Source organism: Aquimarina algicola, from assembly GCF_006443095.1.
Classification (GTDB): Bacteria; Bacteroidota; Bacteroidia; order Flavobacteriales; family Flavobacteriaceae; genus Aquimarina; species Aquimarina algicola.
The window spans coordinates 1-21,617 of record NZ_VFWZ01000010.1; the positions used below are offsets into that span (position 1 = coordinate 1).

17 protein-coding genes and 1 tRNA gene are annotated in these 21,617 nt (G+C 31.3%); 13 read left to right on the forward strand and 5 right to left on the reverse strand.

Annotated features, from left to right (window positions below; all coding sequences use genetic code 11):
• A partial coding sequence (locus FHK87_RS23885) for a hypothetical protein (RefSeq protein WP_394344951.1) occupies window positions 1-1,624 on the reverse strand: 1,624 nt, incomplete at its 3' end.
• A gap of 238 nt (window positions 1,625-1,862) precedes the next feature.
• Between FHK87_RS23885 and FHK87_RS23890 the strand changes: the two genes are divergently transcribed.
• The 6 genes from FHK87_RS23890 (at window position 1,863) to FHK87_RS23915 (ending at window position 9,878) form a co-directional block, all read left to right on the forward strand.
• A tRNA-Gly gene (locus FHK87_RS23890) sits at window positions 1,863-1,935 on the forward strand.
• Between the two features lie 193 nt (window positions 1,936-2,128).
• Entirely contained in the window at window positions 2,129-4,051 is a 1,923-nt protein-coding gene (locus FHK87_RS23895; RefSeq protein WP_140597409.1) for a tetratricopeptide repeat protein, read from the forward strand.
• A gap of 90 nt (window positions 4,052-4,141) precedes the next feature.
• The gene (locus tag FHK87_RS23900) at window positions 4,142-5,959 is read left to right on the forward strand and encodes a tetratricopeptide repeat protein (protein WP_140597410.1); all 1,818 of its coding nucleotides are present in this window, start codon (window positions 4,142-4,144) and stop codon (window positions 5,957-5,959) included.
• A gap of 90 nt (window positions 5,960-6,049) precedes the next feature.
• Window positions 6,050-7,957, forward strand: a complete 1,908-nt coding sequence (locus FHK87_RS23905) for a tetratricopeptide repeat protein (protein ID WP_140597411.1) — start codon at window positions 6,050-6,052, stop codon at window positions 7,955-7,957.
• Window positions 7,958-8,196: 239 nt separating this feature from the next.
• Window positions 8,197-8,913, forward strand: coding sequence for a class I SAM-dependent methyltransferase (locus FHK87_RS23910; RefSeq protein WP_140597412.1), 717 nt, complete (start codon window positions 8,197-8,199; stop codon window positions 8,911-8,913).
• Between the two features lie 17 nt (window positions 8,914-8,930).
• A complete protein-coding gene (locus tag FHK87_RS23915; protein WP_140597413.1) occupies window positions 8,931-9,878 on the forward strand; it encodes a glycosyltransferase family 2 protein in 948 nt (315 codons plus the stop codon).
• 5 nt (window positions 9,879-9,883) lie between these two features.
• Here the strand turns inward: FHK87_RS23915 and FHK87_RS23920 are convergent, their stop codons facing one another.
• Window positions 9,884-10,798 carry a glutaminase gene (locus tag FHK87_RS23920; protein ID WP_140597414.1) on the reverse strand — a complete coding sequence of 305 codons (915 nt, stop codon included), beginning with the start codon at window positions 10,796-10,798 and terminating at the stop codon, window positions 9,884-9,886.
• Between the two features lie 11 nt (window positions 10,799-10,809).
• A complete protein-coding gene (gene pepE / locus FHK87_RS23925) occupies window positions 10,810-11,517 on the reverse strand; it encodes a dipeptidase PepE (protein WP_140597415.1) in 708 nt (235 codons plus the stop codon).
• Between the two features lie 103 nt (window positions 11,518-11,620).
• On the opposite strand from pepE, the gene FHK87_RS23930 reads away from it, so the two are divergent.
• From FHK87_RS23930 to FHK87_RS23955, 6 genes are all read left to right on the forward strand, one after another.
• Complete coding sequence (locus FHK87_RS23930) at window positions 11,621-12,403, forward strand: peptidase associated/transthyretin-like domain-containing protein (RefSeq protein WP_140597416.1); 783 nt, start codon at window positions 11,621-11,623, stop codon at window positions 12,401-12,403.
• Between the two features lie 100 nt (window positions 12,404-12,503).
• Window positions 12,504-13,259: a hypothetical protein gene (locus FHK87_RS23935; protein WP_140597417.1), complete on the forward strand. Its 756-nt coding sequence runs from the start codon at window positions 12,504-12,506 to the stop codon at window positions 13,257-13,259.
• Between the two features lie 104 nt (window positions 13,260-13,363).
• On the forward strand, window positions 13,364-13,876 hold the full coding sequence (locus tag FHK87_RS23940) for a DUF6702 family protein (RefSeq protein ID WP_140597418.1): 513 nt from the start codon (window positions 13,364-13,366) through the stop codon (window positions 13,874-13,876).
• A 63-nt stretch (window positions 13,877-13,939) separates the two neighbouring features.
• Window positions 13,940-16,255: a M1 family metallopeptidase gene (locus FHK87_RS23945; RefSeq protein WP_140597419.1), complete on the forward strand. Its 2,316-nt coding sequence runs from the start codon at window positions 13,940-13,942 to the stop codon at window positions 16,253-16,255.
• Window positions 16,256-16,345: 90 nt separating this feature from the next.
• Window positions 16,346-16,633 (forward strand): Sec-independent protein translocase subunit TatA/TatB, encoded by a 288-nt coding sequence (locus tag FHK87_RS23950; RefSeq protein ID WP_140597420.1) that lies wholly within the window; start codon window positions 16,346-16,348, stop codon window positions 16,631-16,633.
• A 444-nt stretch (window positions 16,634-17,077) separates the two neighbouring features.
• Window positions 17,078-18,577 carry a S8 family peptidase gene (locus FHK87_RS23955; protein WP_140597421.1) on the forward strand — a complete coding sequence of 500 codons (1,500 nt, stop codon included), beginning with the start codon at window positions 17,078-17,080 and terminating at the stop codon, window positions 18,575-18,577.
• A gap of 82 nt (window positions 18,578-18,659) precedes the next feature.
• Here the strand turns inward: FHK87_RS23955 and FHK87_RS23960 are convergent, their stop codons facing one another.
• Window positions 18,660-19,301 (reverse strand): O-methyltransferase, encoded by a 642-nt coding sequence (locus tag FHK87_RS23960; protein ID WP_140597422.1) that lies wholly within the window; start codon window positions 19,299-19,301, stop codon window positions 18,660-18,662.
• An 86-nt stretch (window positions 19,302-19,387) separates the two neighbouring features.
• On the opposite strand from FHK87_RS23960, the gene kynU reads away from it, so the two are divergent.
• Window positions 19,388-20,674, forward strand: coding sequence for a kynureninase (kynU, locus tag FHK87_RS23965; protein WP_140597423.1), 1,287 nt, complete (start codon window positions 19,388-19,390; stop codon window positions 20,672-20,674).
• Here kynU and FHK87_RS23970 read toward each other — a convergent pair.
• Window positions 20,664-21,530 (reverse strand): AraC family transcriptional regulator, encoded by an 867-nt coding sequence (locus tag FHK87_RS23970; RefSeq protein WP_140597424.1) that lies wholly within the window; start codon window positions 21,528-21,530, stop codon window positions 20,664-20,666. The two genes, kynU and FHK87_RS23970, sit on opposite strands and share 11 nt — an antisense overlap.
• Window positions 21,531-21,617: the final 87 nt, after the last annotated feature.

Consider the following 21,617-nt stretch of genomic DNA (forward strand, 5'->3'; position numbering starts at 1 on the left):
CATCTTCAGTGAAAGTAGAGTTTGTTGTATTGGTATCCGTGTCAATATCTGCTAATGGAATAGATACTGTACTTCCGTCAGAATCAGTGATGATCAAGTTTGTTCCATCTTCAGTGAAAGTAGAATTTGTAGTATTGGTATCTGTATCGATATCCGCTAAAGGAATAGACACTGTACTTCCGTCAGAATCAGTGATGATTAAATTTGTTCCATCTTCGGTGAAAGTAGAATTTGTTGTATTGGTATCCGTATCGATATCCGCTAATGGGATAGATACTGTACTACCATCCGAATCAGTGATGATCAGGTTTGTTCCATCTTCAGTGAAGGTAGAGTTTGTTGTATTGGTATCCGTATCAATGTCAGCTAACGGAATAGATACTGTACTACCATCCGAATCGGTGATGATCAAGTTGGTTCCATCTTCAGTAAAGGTAGAATTTGTTGTATTGGTATCCGTATCGATATCCGCTAAAGGAATAGATACTGTGCTACCATCAGAATCAGTGATGATCAAGTTGGTTCCATCTTCAGTAAAGGTAGAATTTGTTGTATTGGTATCCGTATCGATATCCGCTAAAGGAATAGATACTGTGCTACCATCAGAATCAGTGATGATCAAGTTTGTACCATCTTCAGTGAAAGTAGAGTTTGTTGTATTGGTATCCGTATCGATATCCGCTAATGGAATAGATACTGTACTACCATCCGAATCGGTGATGATCAAGTTGGTTCCATCTTCAGTAAAAGTAGAATTTGTTGTATTGGTATCCGTATCGATATCCGCTAAAGGAATAGATACTGTGCTACCATCAGAATCAGTGATGATCAAGTTTGTACCATCTTCAGTGAAAGTAGAATTGGTTGTATTTGTATCCGTATCGATATCCGCTAAAGGAATAGACACTGTACTACCATCCGAATCAGTGATGATTAAATTTGTTCCATCTTCAGTGAAAGTAGAATTTGTAGTATTGGTATCCGTATCGATATCTGCTAACGGAATAGAAACGGTACTACCATCCGAATCAGTGATGATCAAGTTTGTACCATCTTCAGTGAAAGTAGAATTTGTTGTATTTGTATCCGTATCGATATCTGCTAAAGGAATAGACACTGTACTACCATCCGAATCGGTGATGATCAAGTTTGTTCCATCTTCAGTTAAACTGGTATTTGTTGTGTCAGAACCAATAAAAGTAATAGGTGATCCATCTCCATTATCAAATGTAAAAGTATTATCACCATTATCTGTAAGTTGAGCCTTATTTATAATAACATTTGTTCCGCTTTCATTTGTATAAGTAAAAGTTCCGTCAGAATTTTCTACTATAAAGGTTACTGTTTCAGAAGCTGAACTTAGACATAAAGATTCCCAAGCACTTCCTGAATATTGGTGAACACAATTTTGATCAGTATTATACACCATTGCGCCGGCAAGCGGAGTAATAGTACTCATTTGTGCATCTGTAACTCTTGTTAAAACAAATACTTTGTCTGCACTTTGAAGTTCAAGAAGAGAGGTGTCATCTATTAAATTAGGGTTGTCACCTATCTTAATTTGCGCATATGACAAACTGAAATTTAGTGCTATAAACAGAAATAGGGTAATTTTTTTCTTCATAGTAACAGAATTTCTTTAAATCTGATAAATTGGGGGCTTTAAAAATTCCTTAAACTAACAAAATAAAGAATTAGTTTAGAAACTTTTGTTAACAAAAATACATTTTTTTTTAGATTAAATGCATTTTTTGTCGATAAAATACGGTTTAACCGTAATTTACCTTTGTGAAAAAAAATATTTTTCAATTAAAATTTCATTATTTAAACAAAACTTATACATTTGCAATCTCAATTTTAAGGCGGGAGTAGCTCAGTTGGTAGAGCGTCAGCCTTCCAAGCTGAATGTCGCCGGTTCGAACCCGGTCTCCCGCTCAAAATCCTATCTTCGTGATAGGATTTTTAATTTCTAGAAATATTATTTCATATTACTTTCATCTATTTACCTTCTATGCAAAAGAATGTATTGTGATTTTTAAATAAAAGATATATTTTAACAAAATTAATAATGTTTCTTATGTGAAACATTTAATTATGTTTTGCTCTAGTTACGTTAAAATAAATATATATGTCGACCAAAAATTCTCGTATTAATTACGAAGAAATGTTTCAAAAAATTAGTTTTCAGAAGATTTTAATTGTCATTACAATAGTGACTATAATTGTTTTTAGTCCTATTTTTATTGGTTCAGAGTTTTTAGCTTACGATGATAATTGGTACATATATGAGAATAAAAATGTAATTAATTTTTCATGGGATTCTATTGTTAATATGTTTTCGTCCCCTCTGGCAGGTCAGTACTCTCCTTTGGGCGAACTCTATAATTTCATATTATATTTTCTATTTGGCGAGAATGCGACAGCTTTTAAAATAGTCGCATTGTTTGTTCATCTACTCAATGTTTTTTTACTGTTCAATATCTTGAAAAATCTTTTTCAAGATAAAGTTTTGGTTAGTGTGGTTACTTTATTTTTTGCCATTCATCCATTACAAGTAGAAACTATAGGTTGGTTGTCGGTGATGTATAGAAATACAGTATTTTTTATGTTTCTGGGATATTTTTTTTATTTCAAATACCTAAATGATAATTATAAGAAATATAAGTTAATACCAGTTGTTGTATGTTATGTTGTAGCATTTCTATTTAAAGAACAAGCTATTTTGTTTCCAGTTGGATTATTCTTGATAAACATGCATAAGTTTGATTATAAATGGAATAAAAGAATCATTGTTGAAATGTTATTTTGGGGTGTGATTACACTTGCTTTTGGATTGGTAACCATACAAATTACTCAAACAGGTGGTCCAAGTATAACAGGCATGAAAATACCATTACTTGAAAAAATACAATTATTCATAAATACTATTTTTGACTATACTTATAATTATTTATTCCCCAATAAACTATCTTTTTCCTATCTGTATGCTTTGTCACAATCGGGTAAATCTGTTTTTAAATTAACGTTTACCATTATTATACTATGTCTGGGTATTTTTCTATCATTTAAGAACAAGGTTTTTAGATTTGGTTTCATTTGGTTGTTCGGATTTTTAAGTTTATCTCTTTCTTTTTCCTTTTTAGGAATGAGGTTAACCTATATGGCAGATCGATATGTTTATGTACCTATCATTGGGTATTCTATAGTATTGTATTCGCTCATACTTTTTATCCATAATAAATTTCCAAAACGTAATTTACATTTATGGATAAGTTTGGTTTTTGCTATTTCGTTTGCAATTTTTTCATTTAATAGAGTTTCGGTTTTTAGGAATACAAAAAATCTATGGAGTAATGTCATAGACGTAAATCCCAATGATCATTATGCTCACAATAACCTGGGTTACTATTATAAAACGAATAATGAAATTGATAAAGCGACTTTTCATTACAAAAGAGCTATAGAAATTGACGCTACAAATTATTTGGCTCATAATAACTTGGGTGATATTTATGCTTTAGAAAAACAATATGGCAAAGCGATACTTCATTATTCAAAATCAATTAAAAAGAAACCACAATACAAAATTGCTTATATAAATAGAGCTAATGCAGCAAGAAAAATCAAGAATTCAGAATTGCTAATATCTGACCTAAGGAAAATTATAGGATTCAATCCAAAAAATACTAAGCTGCGAACAGTATTGATAAAAGATTTGTTCGAGAATAAACGATATAGAGAGGTCGTAAAAGAAGCAAAAGAAATATTAAAATATGATCAATCAAATAATGAGATTAATTCTTATTTAGGACGAAGTTATGTGTATTTAAAAGAGTATAAGAATGCAAAGATTTTTATAAGTAGAGAAATTGAGAACAATAAAAACAACGGGTATTATTTATATTTACGTTCTGTATGTTACTATCAATTAGGGGATTTGGAAAATGCTTTTAGAGATATTGCGAGAGCACAAAAAATAGGATATGCTGTAGATAAAAACTATTTAAATTTAATGGTCAGTGAGGCGAAAAAAAGCGGTATAATAAAATAGTATTTAACATTACATTATAAATACTCTTAAAGTAATTCAAGAGATAAAATAGGTCAGGATTTTAATAGCTATTTAAGAACGATAATTGTTTTGATAAAATTTTTAAAAGAAGATTACGCAAGAGTTTTGGATCATATATCATCGTATAAGATATTAATTACGATCCTTGTCATCACACTAATTGTTTTTAGTCCTGTTTTTTATGGCTCAGAGTTTCTGAGTTATGACGACAATTGGTATATATATGAAAACGAGAATGTAATTAATTTTTCATGGAATGCTCTTGTAAATATATGCTCTACACCTCATGATGGTCAATATTCTCCCTTAGGAGAGATTTATAATGCGATATTGTATTTGTGTTTTGGCAAAAATGCAACAGCATTCAAAGTAGTATCCCTTCTCGTTCATATACTTAATATTTCTTTGCTGTTTATTATTTTAAAAAAAGTTTTCAAAGACAAACTATTGATTAGTGTAGTAACCTTGTTTTTTGCGATTCATCCTATGCAAGCAGAAAGTGTTGGTTGGTTATCAGTAATGTATAGAAATACGGTGTTTTTTATGTTTTTGGGGTATTTTTTTTACCAGAAATATTTAGAAAACAATTTTGAAATATATCGATTACTACCAGTTGTTGTATGTTATGTCTTGGCTTGTTTGTTTAAAGAACAAGCGATTCTATTTCCGATAGGAATCTTCTTATTAAACATGAACAAGTTTGATTATAAGTGGAATAAAAGAATTGTTTTCGAAATGCTCTTTTGGGGATTAATTACGTTTGTTTTTGGTTTGATCACAATTCAAATGACAAAAATTAGTGGTCCAAATATAGTATCCAGAGATGTTGGGTTAATTAGAAAGATTGAAATGTTATGCAAAACAATATTTGATTATAGCTATAACTTTTTGTTCCCGTTCAAGCTTTCATTTTCGTATCCTTATCCATCATCAAAAGAGAATATTTCTTTGTTTTTGGTATTCGCAACAATCGTTTTTTTAGGTTTGGGAATTTTCTATGCATTTAAAAATAAGATTTTTAGGTTTGGTTTTATTTGGCTATTTGGATTTTTAAGTTTGAGTTTTGCGTTTTCAGTTTTTCATCTTAGAAATACATATATGGCGGATCGCTATACCTATATTGCAATAATAGGATACTCGATAATTTTATATTCTTTTCTAGTTTATTTGAAGAAATTGACGCAGTCGTATAATCTGTATGTAGTGGTGATTTTGATGTTTAGTATTTCTTTTGCGGTAACTACATTTACCAGGATACAGGTGTTTAAGAATAATATTAGTGTTTGGTCAAATGCAGCAGAAGTAAATCCCGGAAATCAATATGCCTATTATAATTTGGGAATAACTTATGGTAATAAAAAAGAAATGAATCTTGCCGAAACGTATTTTTCAAAAGCGATTAAAGTGAACCCTCTCTTTAAAGAAGCGTATAAAAATAGGGCAATTGCAGCAAGAGAAACAAAAAATGAAGAGCTATTAATGTCGGATTTAAAGAGCATGATACGTTTTGAGCCCAAAACATCATATTATAGAATCAAATTAATAGAACTATTGTACAAACAAAAAAAGTATAGTGATGTCATTGTAGCTGCTAATGCGCTATCAAAAATCGACACTACCCAAGCATCACTTAATTCTTGCATTGGGAGAAGCTACTTTTACCTTAAGGATTATAATAATTCGATCCCGTTCTTAACTAAAACCATTAAAAATGATAAGAATACAGGGCATTATCTTTATTTGAGATCGATTTGCTATTATCAAACAAAAAATCTGAAAGGAGCTCTAAGCGATATTGCGAGAGCTCAAAAATTAGGGTATCAAATCGATAAACATTATCTCGATTTGATAATTGGTGAGGTGAAAAAGAAAAGTAAAAGCAAGTGATATTAAAAATAAACAAGATATAACGTTGGATTTTCAAATGAATAAAATACATTAGAGTTCCGATAACTATAAAAAATAGTAACTATTTTGATGAATTTTTTAAATAAAGATTACATAAAGATTTTTAATCAAATAGAAACACACAAGCTTTTAGTTGCAATTCTTATCATCACAGTAGTTGTTTTTAGTCCAATTTTTTCTGGTTCCGAGTTTTTAACCTATGATGATAATTGGTACATATATGAAAACGAAAATGTAATCAACTTTTCATGGGATGCTTTTATCGATATGTTTTCATCTCCATTAGGGGGGCAATACTCTCCTTTAGGTGAAGTGTATAACGCATTATTATATTTGCTTTTTGGTAATAATGCATCTGCGTTCAAAATAGTAGCATTAACGGTTCATCTGTTTAATGTGTTTTTGTTGTTTCATATTTTAAAAAACCTTTTTTGTGATAAGCTATTAATTAGTCTAGCGGTATTATTGTTTGCTATTCATCCCATGCAGGTAGAAACAATAGGTTGGTTGTCAGTGATGTTTAGAAATGCTGTGTTTTTTATGTTTTTGGGGTATTTTTTTTATTTCAAATACCTAAATGATAATTATAAGAAATATAAGTTAATACCAGTTATTGTATGTTATGTTTTGGCATGTTTGTTTAAAGAACAAGCTATTTTATTTCCGGTAGGTGTCGTTTTAATAAATATGCATAAGTCTGGTTTTAAGGTAAATAAAAGAATTGTTCTTGAAACAGTTTTTTGGGGGATAATGGCGTTAATATTTGGCTTATTCACCATTAAAATAATGCGCACTGGAGGTCCAAGTTTAGCTGGGAACACTATATCATTAGAAGAAAAATTCGGAGTTTTATCAAAAACTATTTTAGAGTATCACTACAATTTTCTATTCCCATTAGATTTATCATTTTCTTATCCCTACCCACTAGTAAAGTTGAATAATTTTTCTCTAATTGTTACATCTGCATTAATGCTTATTGGTTTTAGTCTTTTTTTTACTATCAAAAATAAGATTTTTAGGTTTGGTTTTTTATGGTTATTCGGGTTTCTTAGCTTGAGTTTGGCACTATCTTTTTTTAGTATCAGAGATACTTATATGGCTGATCGATATGTGTATATTGCAATAGTTGGGTTTTCTGTTTTATTGTATTCTATTTTGAGAAAATTTAATAAAACAGTTTTGTCTAAAAATTTAGTTTTGTCGATATTATTGGGTTTTAGTACTTTTTGTGCAATAGTGTCTTTTAATAGAGTTTCTGTCTTTAAAGACAATAAAAGTCTGTGGACCGATGCGTTAAAAGTTAATCCTCAAAATCAGTATGCTAATAACAGTTTGGGTTTCTACTACAGGAAAGCAAATAATTTTGAAAAAGCAGAACATTTCTATAAAAAAGCCATAGAAATTGATTCAAGTTATTTTTTGGCGCATAATAATTTGGGATATGTTTATGTCAAACAAAAGAAATATAGAAAAGCTATATTCCATTTTACAAAGGCAATCACGATTAATCAACATTATAAAAATGCTTATGAAAACAGAGCATTTGCAGCAAAAAAAGTTAATGAAGTTGAACTTTTATTATTGGATTTAAGAAAACTTATAAAGTTTGAACCTGACAACATCAATTATAGAAAAGAACTGGTCGAAGTATTGTTTCAGAAAAAAGATTATTCTGGAGTGATATCAGAAGCTATAAAACTCTTACAGCATGATTCGAGTAACAGAACTATATTATCATATATGGCTCGAAGCTATTTTCATTTAAAAAAGTATAAAGAGGCAATACCATTGATCACAAATGCTACCAAAAGTGAAAAAAATAAAGGATACTATTTCTTTATTCGTTCTGTGAGTTATTATCAAACAGGTAATTTAGTAAATGCATTAAAGGATGTGCAAAGTGCTCAGAAGTTAGGGTATAAGGTTGATAGTAATTATCTAAATTTAATTATAAGAGAAGTGAAAAAAAGTCAATAACCCCTATATATAGATGTGGTTATACTTAGTTGTCCATTCGATAAGATTTTATTTTTTACATCTCAACTCTTATAGCATTATAACAACATAACTTCTGTGTTGTTTTTCATTTTTTGAAAAGTAAAAAGGTGTAAAAAAATCCATTCACTATTTTAAGGTTTGTTAAAATTATTTCTGAAATTTTAAAAATGTTTTGTAATATGTAAACTCTATCTTTAGAGAAGTAATATTTGAAATTTATGAATAGCCGAAGTTTTACCAATACTATTAGATACTTTATGGATGAATGGATTCCGCCAGCAATTAGGGATTCAAAATTGTTTATGTACCCTCTTTTTTATTATGCGTACAAAGGGAAAAATATTAAAGAGGTAATGAATTTGAAGAAAAAAGTGTTTAAATGGACGGATAAAGAGTTGTCTGATTTTTATGCTAATAGAGATACTCGTTTTTCTAACAGTAGGAAAACTGATCTTTCAAAGCAAAGCATAGATTATATTTTTAATAATATATCAAGTGATAACAACACATTACTTGATGTAGGTTGTGGTAGTGGTTTTTTTCTTGAGCTAGCCAATAAAAAAGGATTCATTACAACAGGTTGTGATATTATTCCTAATAAAAGTTTTGACCATAGTGATTATTTTCAAGGAAATGTAGAAGAATTACCTTTTGAGGATGATGCTTTTGATATTGTGACCTGCTCACACACTTTAGAACATGTAGTTGATTTTGAAAAGGCCGTTTTAGAACTTAAAAGAATAACAAAATATAAGTTATGCGTGGTGGTACCTTGTCAACGTGCTTATTTTTATACTTTGGATGAGCATATTAGATTCTTTCCTTATAAGTGGATGCTGGAGCAAGAAATGAAAATGGAGTTTTATACATGCAAAAAAGTACATGGAGATCTTGTGTACATCGCAGATATTGCAAAAGAAAAGAATAAAAAATAGTAATAAGCCCCTGTATAATGGAACCTAAGAAATTCTCTATTGTCATTTCTATCTATAATGAAGCCTTAGGATTAGTCTCTTTTTGGGAGTCTTTAAAACAGGTGTTAAGCGAGGAAAAACAGTTCCTTTTTGAACTGCTATGGGTAAATGATGGAAGCACAGATAAGAGTCAATTCTTGATTAATAAAATTATTGAAGAAACCTCGATCGATAATATTAATAACATTGCGATCGAATTTTCAAAGAATTTTGGACATGAATCTGCCATGATTGCCGGTATTGATAATGCGTCTGGAGATGCAATTATTTGTATAGACTCAGATGGACAACACCCTTCAGAAGAGATCCCCAAAATGATCAATGCTTTTTCAAAAGGGTATGATATTGTCTTGATGCATCGTTTGCAAAGAGGAGATAGCAGCTTTCTCAAAAAAATATTTTCAAAACTCTTTTATAAAACGATCAATCTACTTTCGTCGATAAAGTTTGAGGAAAATTCTACGGATTTTTTTCTTATTTCTAGTGAAATTTCTGAGATATTAAAGGCAAATTTCAGAGACCAAAGTAGATTTATTAGAGGATTTGTGCAATCTGTTGGTTTTTCAAAAACAATTCTTTCGTTTAATGCTCCTGCCAGAGCTCATGGAGAAAGTAATTACTCATATTGGTCATTGTTTAAATTATCATTTAATGCAATTTTTTCATTTTCAAATAAACCGCTACGAGTAAGTATAGGCCTTTCTATTTTATTTATATTTTTAACACTTACTTTGGGCGGATATAGTTTGTATATGTATCAATATGCAAGTGAAGTTCCTACCGGTTATACCACACTTATTATATTTTTGTCTGCTTCTTTTTCTACTTTATTTATCGCATTGTCTATAATATCATTATACTTTGAAAAATTGATTAAAGAAGTGCGAAAAAGACCTTTGTATATTATTAAAAAAAGAAAAAAGTAACCTTTCTAAAATATAGAATACCCCGTCAAAGTAGTTAGTCTTTCTAAAGCATACATTCCTAGCTCTGAATTTCCTTTAGGGTTAAGAGGAGGGCTCCATACCGTTACCGCATATTGCTCTGGGTGAATCGCTACAATGCCTCCACCAACACCACTTTTACCTGGTAAACCTACTCTAAAACTGAATTCGCCTGCTTCATCATAAAAACCGCAAGTTTGCATTATGGCATTAATACGTTTTATTTTTTCCGGAGCAATAATTGTTTGATTATCGAATAGTTTTTTTCCACCATTAGCGTATATCATAAAAGCAGTAGATAATTCTTCGCAAGACATTTCTATGGCACATTGATAAATGTAAAAATCCAGTACAGTATCGATATCGTTTTTGATATTTCCAAAAGACTTCATAAAGTTAAGTACAGCTGCATTGCGATAACTGTTTGATTTTTCAGATGCATATACTTGTGGATTGATGGTTATAGTATTATCATTAGTAATGGTATGAATAAAATGAAGAAAGTCTTTCTTGGGATTTTTTAATTCTGAAATTAAAATGTCAGAAATGACAAGTGCTCCTGCATTAATAAAAGGATTTCTTGGGATTCCGTTTTCGTGCTCTAGTTGTACCAAAGAATTAAAAGGGTCTCCGGATGGTTCTACACCTACACGATCAAATAATGTGTCATCCAACAAAGACATTGCTATTGTCAAGGCAAATACTTTAGAAATACTTTGAATAGAAAAACGCTCTGTGTCATCACCAAAATTATAATGACCAGAATTGATACAATATAGATGCATCCCAAATTTATCAGGTTTGATTTTTGCAAGTTCAGGAATGTAAGACGCTACTTTACCATTGCTTTTAATATGATATAATTCAGATTGTATTGTGTTGAGTATCTCCTGATAGTTCATTATTGAAGTTCTTAATGTAATTGAGATAGTGTTTTTCCTGTTTCTATTTCATAAGGAGCTTTGTTTTGTTCAAAAATTCGAGCATCTAATTCACCTTCTAGAGTGATTGTAGATTCTTTTACACGTAGCCAGCTCCCTTCTCTCAGACCTACTACAGGTTGTGTGTTTAATTTGTGAAACTCCTTAATTCTAGTTTCTCTGGTTTCGCCTTTGTGTGTTGATGTTGGGTCAGGATCTATATAATGAGCATTAATATTAAAAGGAAGTATCCCTAATGTCATAAAACTTGGTGGATATACAATAGGCATATCATTAGTAGTCTGCATAGTCAAACCACAGATGTTACTTCCTGCACTTGTACCTAGATAAGGGGCGCCAGATTCAATTTTTTCTTTTAATGTAGTTATTACATTATTCTTATAAAGTTGATGAACTAATAAGAATGTATTACCACCACCGGTATAAATACCATTTGCATTTTTTATGGCTTCGATTGGATCTTCAAACATGTGAACCCCCATAATTCTTTTCCCTATTTTCTTGAAAATATTATTGACTCCAATCGTATATTCATCATGCGATATCCCGCCAGGACGAGCATAAGGTATAAAAAGTATTTCTTCGGTATTTGTGTATAATTCTTCTAATGAGTCGAATAAGTATTCTAAAGGGCCACTGCCATGAATTGTAGAAGAACTAGCGATGATACAGTTTTTCATTACTGTTGTATTTGTAAATTAGTTTAACGTTTTCTTATATCAAAATCTTCGCTGAAGATAAAAAAATGTAGTAATATTAATACATTAATCAATCAGGTTTGTTATGAGAATTAAGATATCTATCTTTTTAATATGTTTTACTGTATGCTTATCCAGTGCACAAATTACATCTAGAGTCATGATCGATGGAAAAATCAATGCTCCAATAGGTGATGATGTAGAAGGGATAGTGGTGTATAATAGAAGTACAGATAAAGGAACAATCACAAATAGTAAAGGTGCTTTTAAAATTGCAGCGGGGATTAATGATAGAATAGAAGTAGTGGCAATGCAATACCAACATTTTATTGTCTTGGTAGACAAGGGAGTGGTGAGTACAAAAAGACTTAATATTTTTCTTAACGAATCTGTAAATCAATTAGAAGAAGTAATAGTAAAACCTTATGATTTGTCTGGTAACACTTCTGTAGATTTGAAAAAAATAGAAACTCGTAAAAGTGGTATTGGAGATGTTGCCAAAGAAACATCTGTTAAGATAAATGATACAGACTATGATTTTAGACAAGACACCTTATCTAATGTAGAAAATACAGTCTTTCTAGAAGATAGAATGATCAACGGTCTTAATTTTGTGAATCTTTTTAAACTCGTGTATGATAAGAATAAAAAGAAAAAGCAGAAAAAAGATATAGATGTAAAGATGAGAGATATGTATACCGATGAGTTTTTTCAGGATTTTCTGGCTTTAAAACCTGAAGAAATTAATGAATTTATCTTTTTTGCTCAGGATAATGGATTGAGCGATACCTATTTTGAGTCCGGTAAAGAATTAGATCTCCTTCAATTTTTAGCATATCAAAGTAAAATATATCATCAGCGACAATAAATAATTTTGTCATATTATCATTATTATACAGTATTTATATAGAATTAGAATAAGTTTTCTAAAAAATTAAAGCTTAATTCTATATCAAGTAAGATAGTTTATGATAAGACTTTTACGACTTTTTATTTTACTTATTTCTGTACAAAGTTTTGGGCAGTCTGAGATGCTCGAAGGAAAAATTTTAGCAGATTCCTTAGAAGGTTTTGCGATTAATATAGTGAATTATAGCAAAGCTATTGGTACAACAAATGATCAAAAAGGATATTTTAAAATCAATGCTAGTGTAGGTGATTCTATTGTTTTTTCTTCAGTTCAATATCAAAAAAGAGCAATAATAGTTAGCAAACAAGATTTAGAAGACGATCTGGTAACTATTGTTCTTTTTCCTTTGGTTCAACAGCTTAATAAGGTTAATATTAGCAATATTGATCTCTCTGGATATTTGGATAAAGATGCAGAAGCGATAACAGTGCAACCTTTTGTAGATAATAAAACATTGGGATTACCTTTTAATGATCAGCCTCAGCCCACATTATCAGAACGACGTTTATATACTGCGAGGTCTGGAATACTGGATCTTCCCATCAATTATATAAATGGAAAAATAAAGAAATTAAAACGTATTGATAAAATTGAGAAACTCAAGAAGAGAGTTCATAAAGGAGAAATATCTTTTAATACTGATTTCTTTGTAGACTCATTAAAAGTACCAGAGAATTTGATTTCAGATTTTATTTACTATTGCTCAGAAGATCAGTTGTATAAAAGCTTGCTCGCAGAAGAAAAAAAGCTTCTTTTGTTAGAGTTCTTTCAAAAAAAATCAAAAGATTACAGAGTGCACAAAGAGATAGATTAATTCTGATGAGTTTATTTTATAAGACTTGTTGTCTAACTTTGGCATAATTTTTTGTCACTAGATTTCAGAAAAAAGCTATTTTTAGGACTTTACAGAATATGTATATGAAAAAACTTTTTACAGTAATATTTTGCATTCTCTTTTCATTAGGATTAAATTCTTTTACGACAGTACATAAGTTTTATGTAAGTGTCACTCAGATTGATTATAATGAAGAACAAAATGCGCTACAAATGATTACCAGAGTCTTTATTGATGATATTGAAGAATTACTTAAAGAACGCTATGATACTTCTATAAGTATTGATACCAAAGAGAGTGATGTCAAGATTGATCAATATTTAAACACATATTTTAATCAAAAACTCTCTTGTATTGTCAATGGTCAGAAAGTTACATTTACTTTTATAGGTAAAGAATATGAAGAAGACCTTATGCTGTGTTATTTAGAAATAGAAAACATTAATAAATTACAGAGTATAGAAGTCTCTAATGAGATTTTGATGGATGTTTTTGAAGAGCAACAAAATATCATCCATGTAAAAAAAGGAAAACAACGCAAAAGTTTGATTTTAGAAAAAGGAAATCATAGCGGATTGTTAAAATTTAGCGAATAAAGTATTAAACTTTCAAAAAACAACTATTTTGCAAGTTATTATGGTTAACACAAAAACACATCAATGAAAAATTTACTTTTAGTTATCTCGATAGCCTTTTCGATATCTATAAGTACTTCTTACGCACAAAATCAAGAAGGGACTACAAAAACTCGAGAATTAGGTCACACAAATGAGAATAAATTCAAGCAAATGTACGAGGAGTTTGCTACCCCAAATATGTACAGAACAGCTTCGGGAGCACCTGGCTCTGCTTATTATCAACAACAAGCAGATTACAAAATGAACATCGAGCTTGATGATAAAAACAAAAAGATAACAGGTAGTGAGACTATTACCTATACCAATAACTCTCCTGATGATTTAGAGTTTCTTTGGGTGCAATTAGATCAAAATATGCGTGCCAAAGATTCTAAAACTCCTTTAATCCAAGGTAGTGGTGTAAATCCAGCTTCGACTCGTCAGGGTTTTGTGACAAAATATATAGCAGAACCTTTTGATGGAGGATTTAACATAACATCTGTCAAAGATGCAAATGGAAAACCTCTTGAACATACTATTAATAGAACGATGATGCGAGTAGAGATGCCTAAGCATCTTAAGCCTGGAGAAAAATTTATTTTTTCTATCGATTGGTGGTATAATATAAACGATCACGTGAACGGAAGAGGAAGATCAGGGTATGAAGAATTTGAAGATGGAAACAGAGCGTATGTAATTGCTCAGTTTTATCCTCGTATGGCTGTTTACAATGATGTAGAAGGATGGCAAAACCATCAATTTTGGGGTAGAGGAGAATTCGCCTTGCCTTTTGGTAATTTTGATGTAAATATTACTGTACCTGCAGACCATATTTTGGATGGTACCGGTGTTTTGGTTAACAGAAAAGAAGTGTATACCAAAGATATGATGAAACGCTATGAAGCAGCAAAAAAATCATATGATAAACCTGTAATTATTGTAACACAAGAAGAAGCAGAAAAAGCTTCAAAATCATTTTCGGATAAAAAGAAAACCTGGAAACTTAAAGCTACCAATGTAAGAGACTTTGGTTTTGCAACTTCCAGAAGGTTTATCTGGGATATGATGGCAGTAAAAATAGGTGGTAAAGATATCATGGCGGTTTCTATGTATCCCAAAGAAGGAAATCCATTGTGGGAAGATTGGTCTACAAAAGTAGTAGCAAGTACTCTAAAATCGTATAGTCGAATGACATTTGATTATCCTTATCACAAAGCAATTTCTGTACACGCCAAAAATCAAGGGATGGAATATCCTATGATTTGTTGGAATTACGGAAGACCAAACCCTGATGGTACATATAGTGATCGTGTTAAATATGGTATGATGAGTGTTATTATCCATGAAGTTGGTCACAATTTCTTTCCTATGATTGTAAATAGTGATGAGAGACAATGGACCTGGATGGATGAAGGATTGAATACTTTTGTACAGTACGTTGCAGAACAAGATTTTGGAGAAGCATACCCTGCGGCTTTAGGGAAAGATAAAAAATACCCTTCTAGACGTGGTCCTGCCACAAAAATAGTTCCTTATATGAGTGGTAATCAATCAAAATTATCACCAATTATGACACAGTCTAATAATATTCATCAATTTGGACCAAATGCTTATGCTAAACCTGCAACAGGCCTTAATATCTTGAGAGAGACTGTGATGGGTAGAGAGCTTTTTGATTACTCTTTTAGAACATATTCACAACGTTGGATGTTTAAACACCCAACACCCGAAGACTTTTTTAGAACAATGGAAGATGCATCTGCTGTAGATTTAGACTGGTTTTGGAGAGGTTGGTTCTATACCACAGACTACACAGATATAGGTGTAAAAGGAGTGAAAAAATTTGTGGTGTCCAAAGTGCCTACACTCGAAGCACAAAAATTTGCATCTACAGATAGAAGCTTAAGGTTTGCAAATTTTTCAGACCTTGTATTTATGGTAGAAGAAGGAAGTAGTGACTACAAAAGAATCAAGGCAAATGATGGTGTTATAGAAAATTCTGTTACATTAAAAGAGTATGTAATGGATAACTTTACACCCGAAGAAAGAAAAAATCTCAAAGAACCAAAATTTTTCTACGAAGTTACCTTTGAAAAACCAGGAGGTTTGGTGATGCCATTAATTGTAGAATATACCTATGCAGATGGTACAACAGAGAGAGTAACATACCCTGCTCAGATCTGGAGAAAAAATGATAATCAAGTGAAGAGGCCAATAGCCTCAGAACAAGAGATTACTAAGATTGTTGTAGATCCTGATTTAGAAACTGCTGATATAGATACTTCTAACAACAGTTGGCCAAAAGAAAAAGAAATCGGTAAATTCGATAAATTCAAAAATAAGGTAAAAGGTCAATAGTTAATATAACCTTTTAAGAATACGTTAAAGCCACTTCTATTCGCTTAGAGGTGGTTTTTTTTATGTTTTAATACCTATATTTGCATTGTTATGTTGAATTTACCATTATTCATAAGCGGAACCGAAATTGCCTTTATTGTTTTTATATTGGTTATGGTTTTCGGTGCTGATAAAATCCCTGAGATCGTGAGAGGTCTTGGCAAGGGAATGCGTGTAATCAAAGATGCTACAAACGATATCAAAACAGAGATTACGAAGAGCGCAGAAAAACATGGTATAGACTCTGAAGTAACTTCTATTACTTCGGATATTAAAAATGAAATTGATCAGGTAAAGGAAGATATCAATGAAATTACCGGTTCTGTAAAAAGACAATAGTAGTACTCACTCTTTTTGATTTACTTATTTTAAGCATATTTGATAACGTTTCATGATTCTTAGTTTTTACTAAGAATTTTTTTAGTTACAGACGCTTCCTAGATATTTTGATATTGATGAATGATCAAAATACATTGTTTTAATTACGATTATTTCAATTATTGTGTTAAAAAATTAAAATAATACAAGTATAATCCGCTTTTTTTATTTTTGATGTTAATAAGCTGTAACCCCTTGCTATTATTGATCTTTTATTAACATTCAAAGCTGTTATGCAAGCATAGTAAAAATTCATTATTTAATGTTTTGATAATTTAAGGGTTAAATAAATATTGATTATTTAATATATTAGCTATAAAATTAATTAAAACGTAATTTTCGTATTCCCAAAATGTCAATTATGTTTTTAAAGGCTTATTCGCAAACTCATAAATTATTCTTAAAATGAAAAAAATTATCCTCTTATTTTTAGGGCTTTTTGTGATCGCTTCGTGTTCTACTGAGAACACAGAAGAAATCCCCAACCCCAATCAAGAATCCTTATCGCAAAAATTATTATCAATTTCTGAAGTGAATGCTTATATCGCTAATCAGCTAAAACAGAAAGGAGACCTTGAGTGGAAAAATGCTCCCACAGACGTTTTATATAGTGCTATCATGCATGGAGAAGGAATCGTGAGTATTGGTTATGGCGACCAAGAAGAAAGTTTTACAAACAAACGGTCTTCAAGGCTCACAGATATTAAAGAAAATATTTTTAGTATCGTAAGTGAAGAAGAAGGAGTAAGTAAATCTAATGCTGTTACATCAGATGATGAAATTCTTAATGTTATCGAAGTCAATGTTCAAAGAATAGAAACAATCCAAAAATTACAAAATGCAGATCATATCAGGTATATAGATCCGATTGGATATGGCTTTTACTTGCAGGAAGATGTAGCATATCAACAAAAATCTGCGGGTTGTAACACGAGTGGAGATGCTATCAATGGTAATGATTTTAGAATCATTACACCAAATGCAAAGTTTCCTTGGAATTTTGATATTCATAAAGTATCACAAGCATGGCAGTACAGTACCGGTTTAGGAATTACTGTTGGATTGATTGATACTGGTATTTCTGCAAATCAAAATTTGTTAGGAAGTGGTTTTAATAGTGGTAGCTCTAATAATTCAAGAACAGTACAAAGATTTGGAACATTTGTAGATTCTCCCTGGTGGTGGTCAAACAATACAGATGGTCCCAATGATAAATGTGGTCATGGTACTCAAATGGCTTCTGCAATAGCTTCTCCTCGTAATAATAGTGGTATGCCGGTAGGTGTTGCTTACGATAGTAATCTAATTGCATATAGAGGAACAAAAGATGTAGTATTAAACGGATATCATGAGCGTAGAGGGGTAAGTAATGCTCTAAAAGCATTGGCAGACAGGTCTGATGTAAAAATTATCTCGATGTCTATAGGATATCCCTGGTCAATTGGTAATGTAAAAGATGCAATAAAATATGCGTATAGCAAAGGTAAAATGATTATAGCAGCAGGAGGTACGTCTACTTCTTTTACAAATTGGTATGGTGTAATTTTTCCTGCAAGTATGTCAGAGACTGTAGCAGTTACAGGTATAAAAGACAATGGCTATAACCGTTGTAGTAATTGTCATGACGGAAATAGAATTGATTTTACTATAGTAATGCAAAGAGCATCAGATTCAGATAGAAATGTTCCTGTAATTGGTTTTAATACAGGTTCGCAAAATTATGTTGGAGGCTCTTCTGTAGCAACAGCAACTACTGCAGGAATTGCTGCATTGGTATGGGCACGAAATCCAAACATGACTAGAGCCCAAGTACTGGATAAACTAAAAAGATCAGGAGAATTCTATCCAAATCGTAATAGCAAATTTGGCTATGGAAATATCAACGCACTAAAGGCTGTACAATAAATATCCTTTAAATGATAAAAAAAAGAAGAGCATATATTCTTAGAATGCTCTTCTTTTTTTGTTTATGGTTAATTGAATAAGTTTATAAAACTCGACTTATAGTCAACCCGTCTCTGATAGGAAGAAGAACTGTTTCCACTCTTTTATCTTCTACCAAAAGTTTATTATACTGTAGTAAAGCTCGAGTTGATATATCATCTTCTTGAACTTCTTCTATAACTTTACCACTCCATAATACATTATCAGATAGAATTACGCCTCCGGGATTCATTTTTTTGATCACCAAATCAAAATAAGCCGGATAATTAGGTTTATCTGCATCTATAAAAACAAGGTCAAAATGAGTATGCAATGAAGGAATGATTTTAGTCGCATCACCAATATGCTGATGGATTTGTTTGCCATACGGCGAAAGATCAAAATATTTTCTTTGAAAATCTTCTAGCTCTTCATTGATATCAATAGTATGTAGTTCTCCATCTTTTTGCATTCCCTCGGCAAGACAAAGTGCAGAATATCCTGTATATGTACCGATTTCTAAAATATATTTTGGATGGATCAATTTTGATAACATACTCAGTACACGCCCTTGGTAAGGACCACTTAACATTCGAGGTTGTAATATTTTTTGATACGTCTCGCGAGTTAATTTTTGTAATAGTTCTGGCTCTTGTTGTGTATGGTTAACTACGTAAGTGTCTAACGCGTCTGGAATAAAATGCATATTATTATTTATAAATCTAAGAAAGTTTATATATGAGATATCGGATTTATTGATCTTATACGTATTTTTGATCAAAAACGCTAAGGATGCATTTTGAAAACACCAAAGAATTTGCAAAATCACTAGATCAACAAGATCCTTTACACAAATATAGAGAACAGTTTTTGTTTCCAAAAGTTAATGATAAGCAAGTCATTTATTTTACGGGTAATTCATTAGGGCTTCAGCCTAAAAATACACAAGCTTATGTAGATGAAATTATGAATGATTGGGCAGAATTAGCTGTAGAAGGTCATTTTTATTCAGAAAAACCTTGGTGGGATTATCATGAACGCTTGGCAGAACCTCTTAGTAAAGTGGTAGGAGCAAAACCTTCGGAGATTACTGTTATGAATACTCTTACTGTGAATCTTCACTTATTAATGGTTTCATTTTATAGACCTACGGCAAAGCGGTATAAAATTATATGCGAAGAAAAAGCTTTTCCCAGTGATCAATATATGTTACAAAGTCAAGTTCGATTTCATGGTTATGATCCTGATGAAGCCATTGTAGAAATTAAAAAAAGAGAAGGAGAGCATAATTTTAGAACAGAAGATATTTTAAAAACTATAGAAGAGGTAGGAGAAGAGTGTGCATTACTCTTAATAGGAGGAGTGAATTACTATACCGGCCAGGTATTTGATATGAAAACAATAACAAAAGCTGGTCAGGATATTGGTGCTAAAGTCGGTTGGGACTTGGCTCATGCCGCGGGGAATGTACAACTAGAATTACATGACTGGAATGTTGATTTTGCTGCGTGGTGTAGTTATAAATATATGAACAGTGGTCCGGGAAATGCATCAGGATGTTTTGTGCATGAACGGTATCACAATCAAAAAGATATTCCTCGATTTGAAGGGTGGTGGGGAACTCAAAAAGATACTCGATTTTTGATGAAACCAGAATTTGAACCTATGCCTAATGCAGATGCGTGGCAATTGAGTAATGCTCCTGTATTGTCTGTAGCTCCATATTTGGCTTCATTACAAATGTTTACAGAAGTTGGTATGGAAACCTTAATCCAAAAACGCAATCTGATTGTATCTTATCTAGAGTTTATATTACAAGAAATAGACAAACAAGTAGATAGCACTTTTGAAATTATTACACCTACTGCTCAAGAAGAGCGAGGAACTCAACTTTCAGTCTTTCTACATGGAGAAGGTAGAAAACTTTTTGATTATCTGATGAAGAATGGTGTTATTATCGATTGGAGAGAGCCAAATGTAATCCGTTTAGCTCCTGCACCTTTTTACTGTTCTTATGAAGATATGTTTGAGTTTGGGCAAATACTAAAACAAGGTATTTTAGATAAATCTAATCATTAACACGGTGATGTAATTGATCGTTAAACTGTGAAGGAGTTTTACCAGTATACTTTTTAAATTGCCTTGCAAAATACGAAGCATCATTGAACCCACATTTGTACATCGCTTCTGATATATTAGATGTTGTATACATCAAATATTCTTGCGCTTTTTTGATTCTGAATTCATTTAAGAAATCTATAAAAGTTCTGTTAGTCATAGCTTTAAACATTCTACAAAATGAGTTTGGTGTTAGTCCTAAATGTTCTGCCATATGTGTTGTACCAATATCTTGGTTATAATTGCTATTGATATATTGATATACCTTTGCTATTCTCTGTAAAGAATGTTGATGATTATTATATGAGATCGAGTCTTTTGATATCGCTTTTGTGTTTTCTGATATAGAAAGTTGATACAGTATTTGTATAAAATTTATTAATCTTTCAGTTTTATTTTGTTTTTTGAGCTTTTGAAACAAAGAAGATAATTTCTTGTGGGTAGTAGGAGAAAATAACATTCCTTTTTCTGCTGTTCTTATAAACTTTGAGATCACTTCAAATTCTGGAAATAATATAAGTTTATCTTCAATAAAACTTTCTTGAAATTGTATTACTACTTCAAGATTATTTTTAAACTGCTTATTACTAAAAGGCATATGTCTTACATTTGGCCCGAGAAATACCAATACGCCATCTTCATAATTTTCAAAATAAGAACCTATTTGTAAACTTCCTTTTCCGTTTTTGATGTACACAATTTCATACTCAGGGTGTACATGCCAATTAATAGCATTGCATGTTGTGTGATAGGTATAACATTCAATTTTTACTGAAGCAGAATGTTCAACTTGTATTTGCTCATACGCTAATTTCATTATATAAATGTTTTAGTCCACATGGTGGGGTTTGATTCTTCAGGATAGACCTCAAAATCTAAGTATTGTGTTTCGACTTGATGCTTT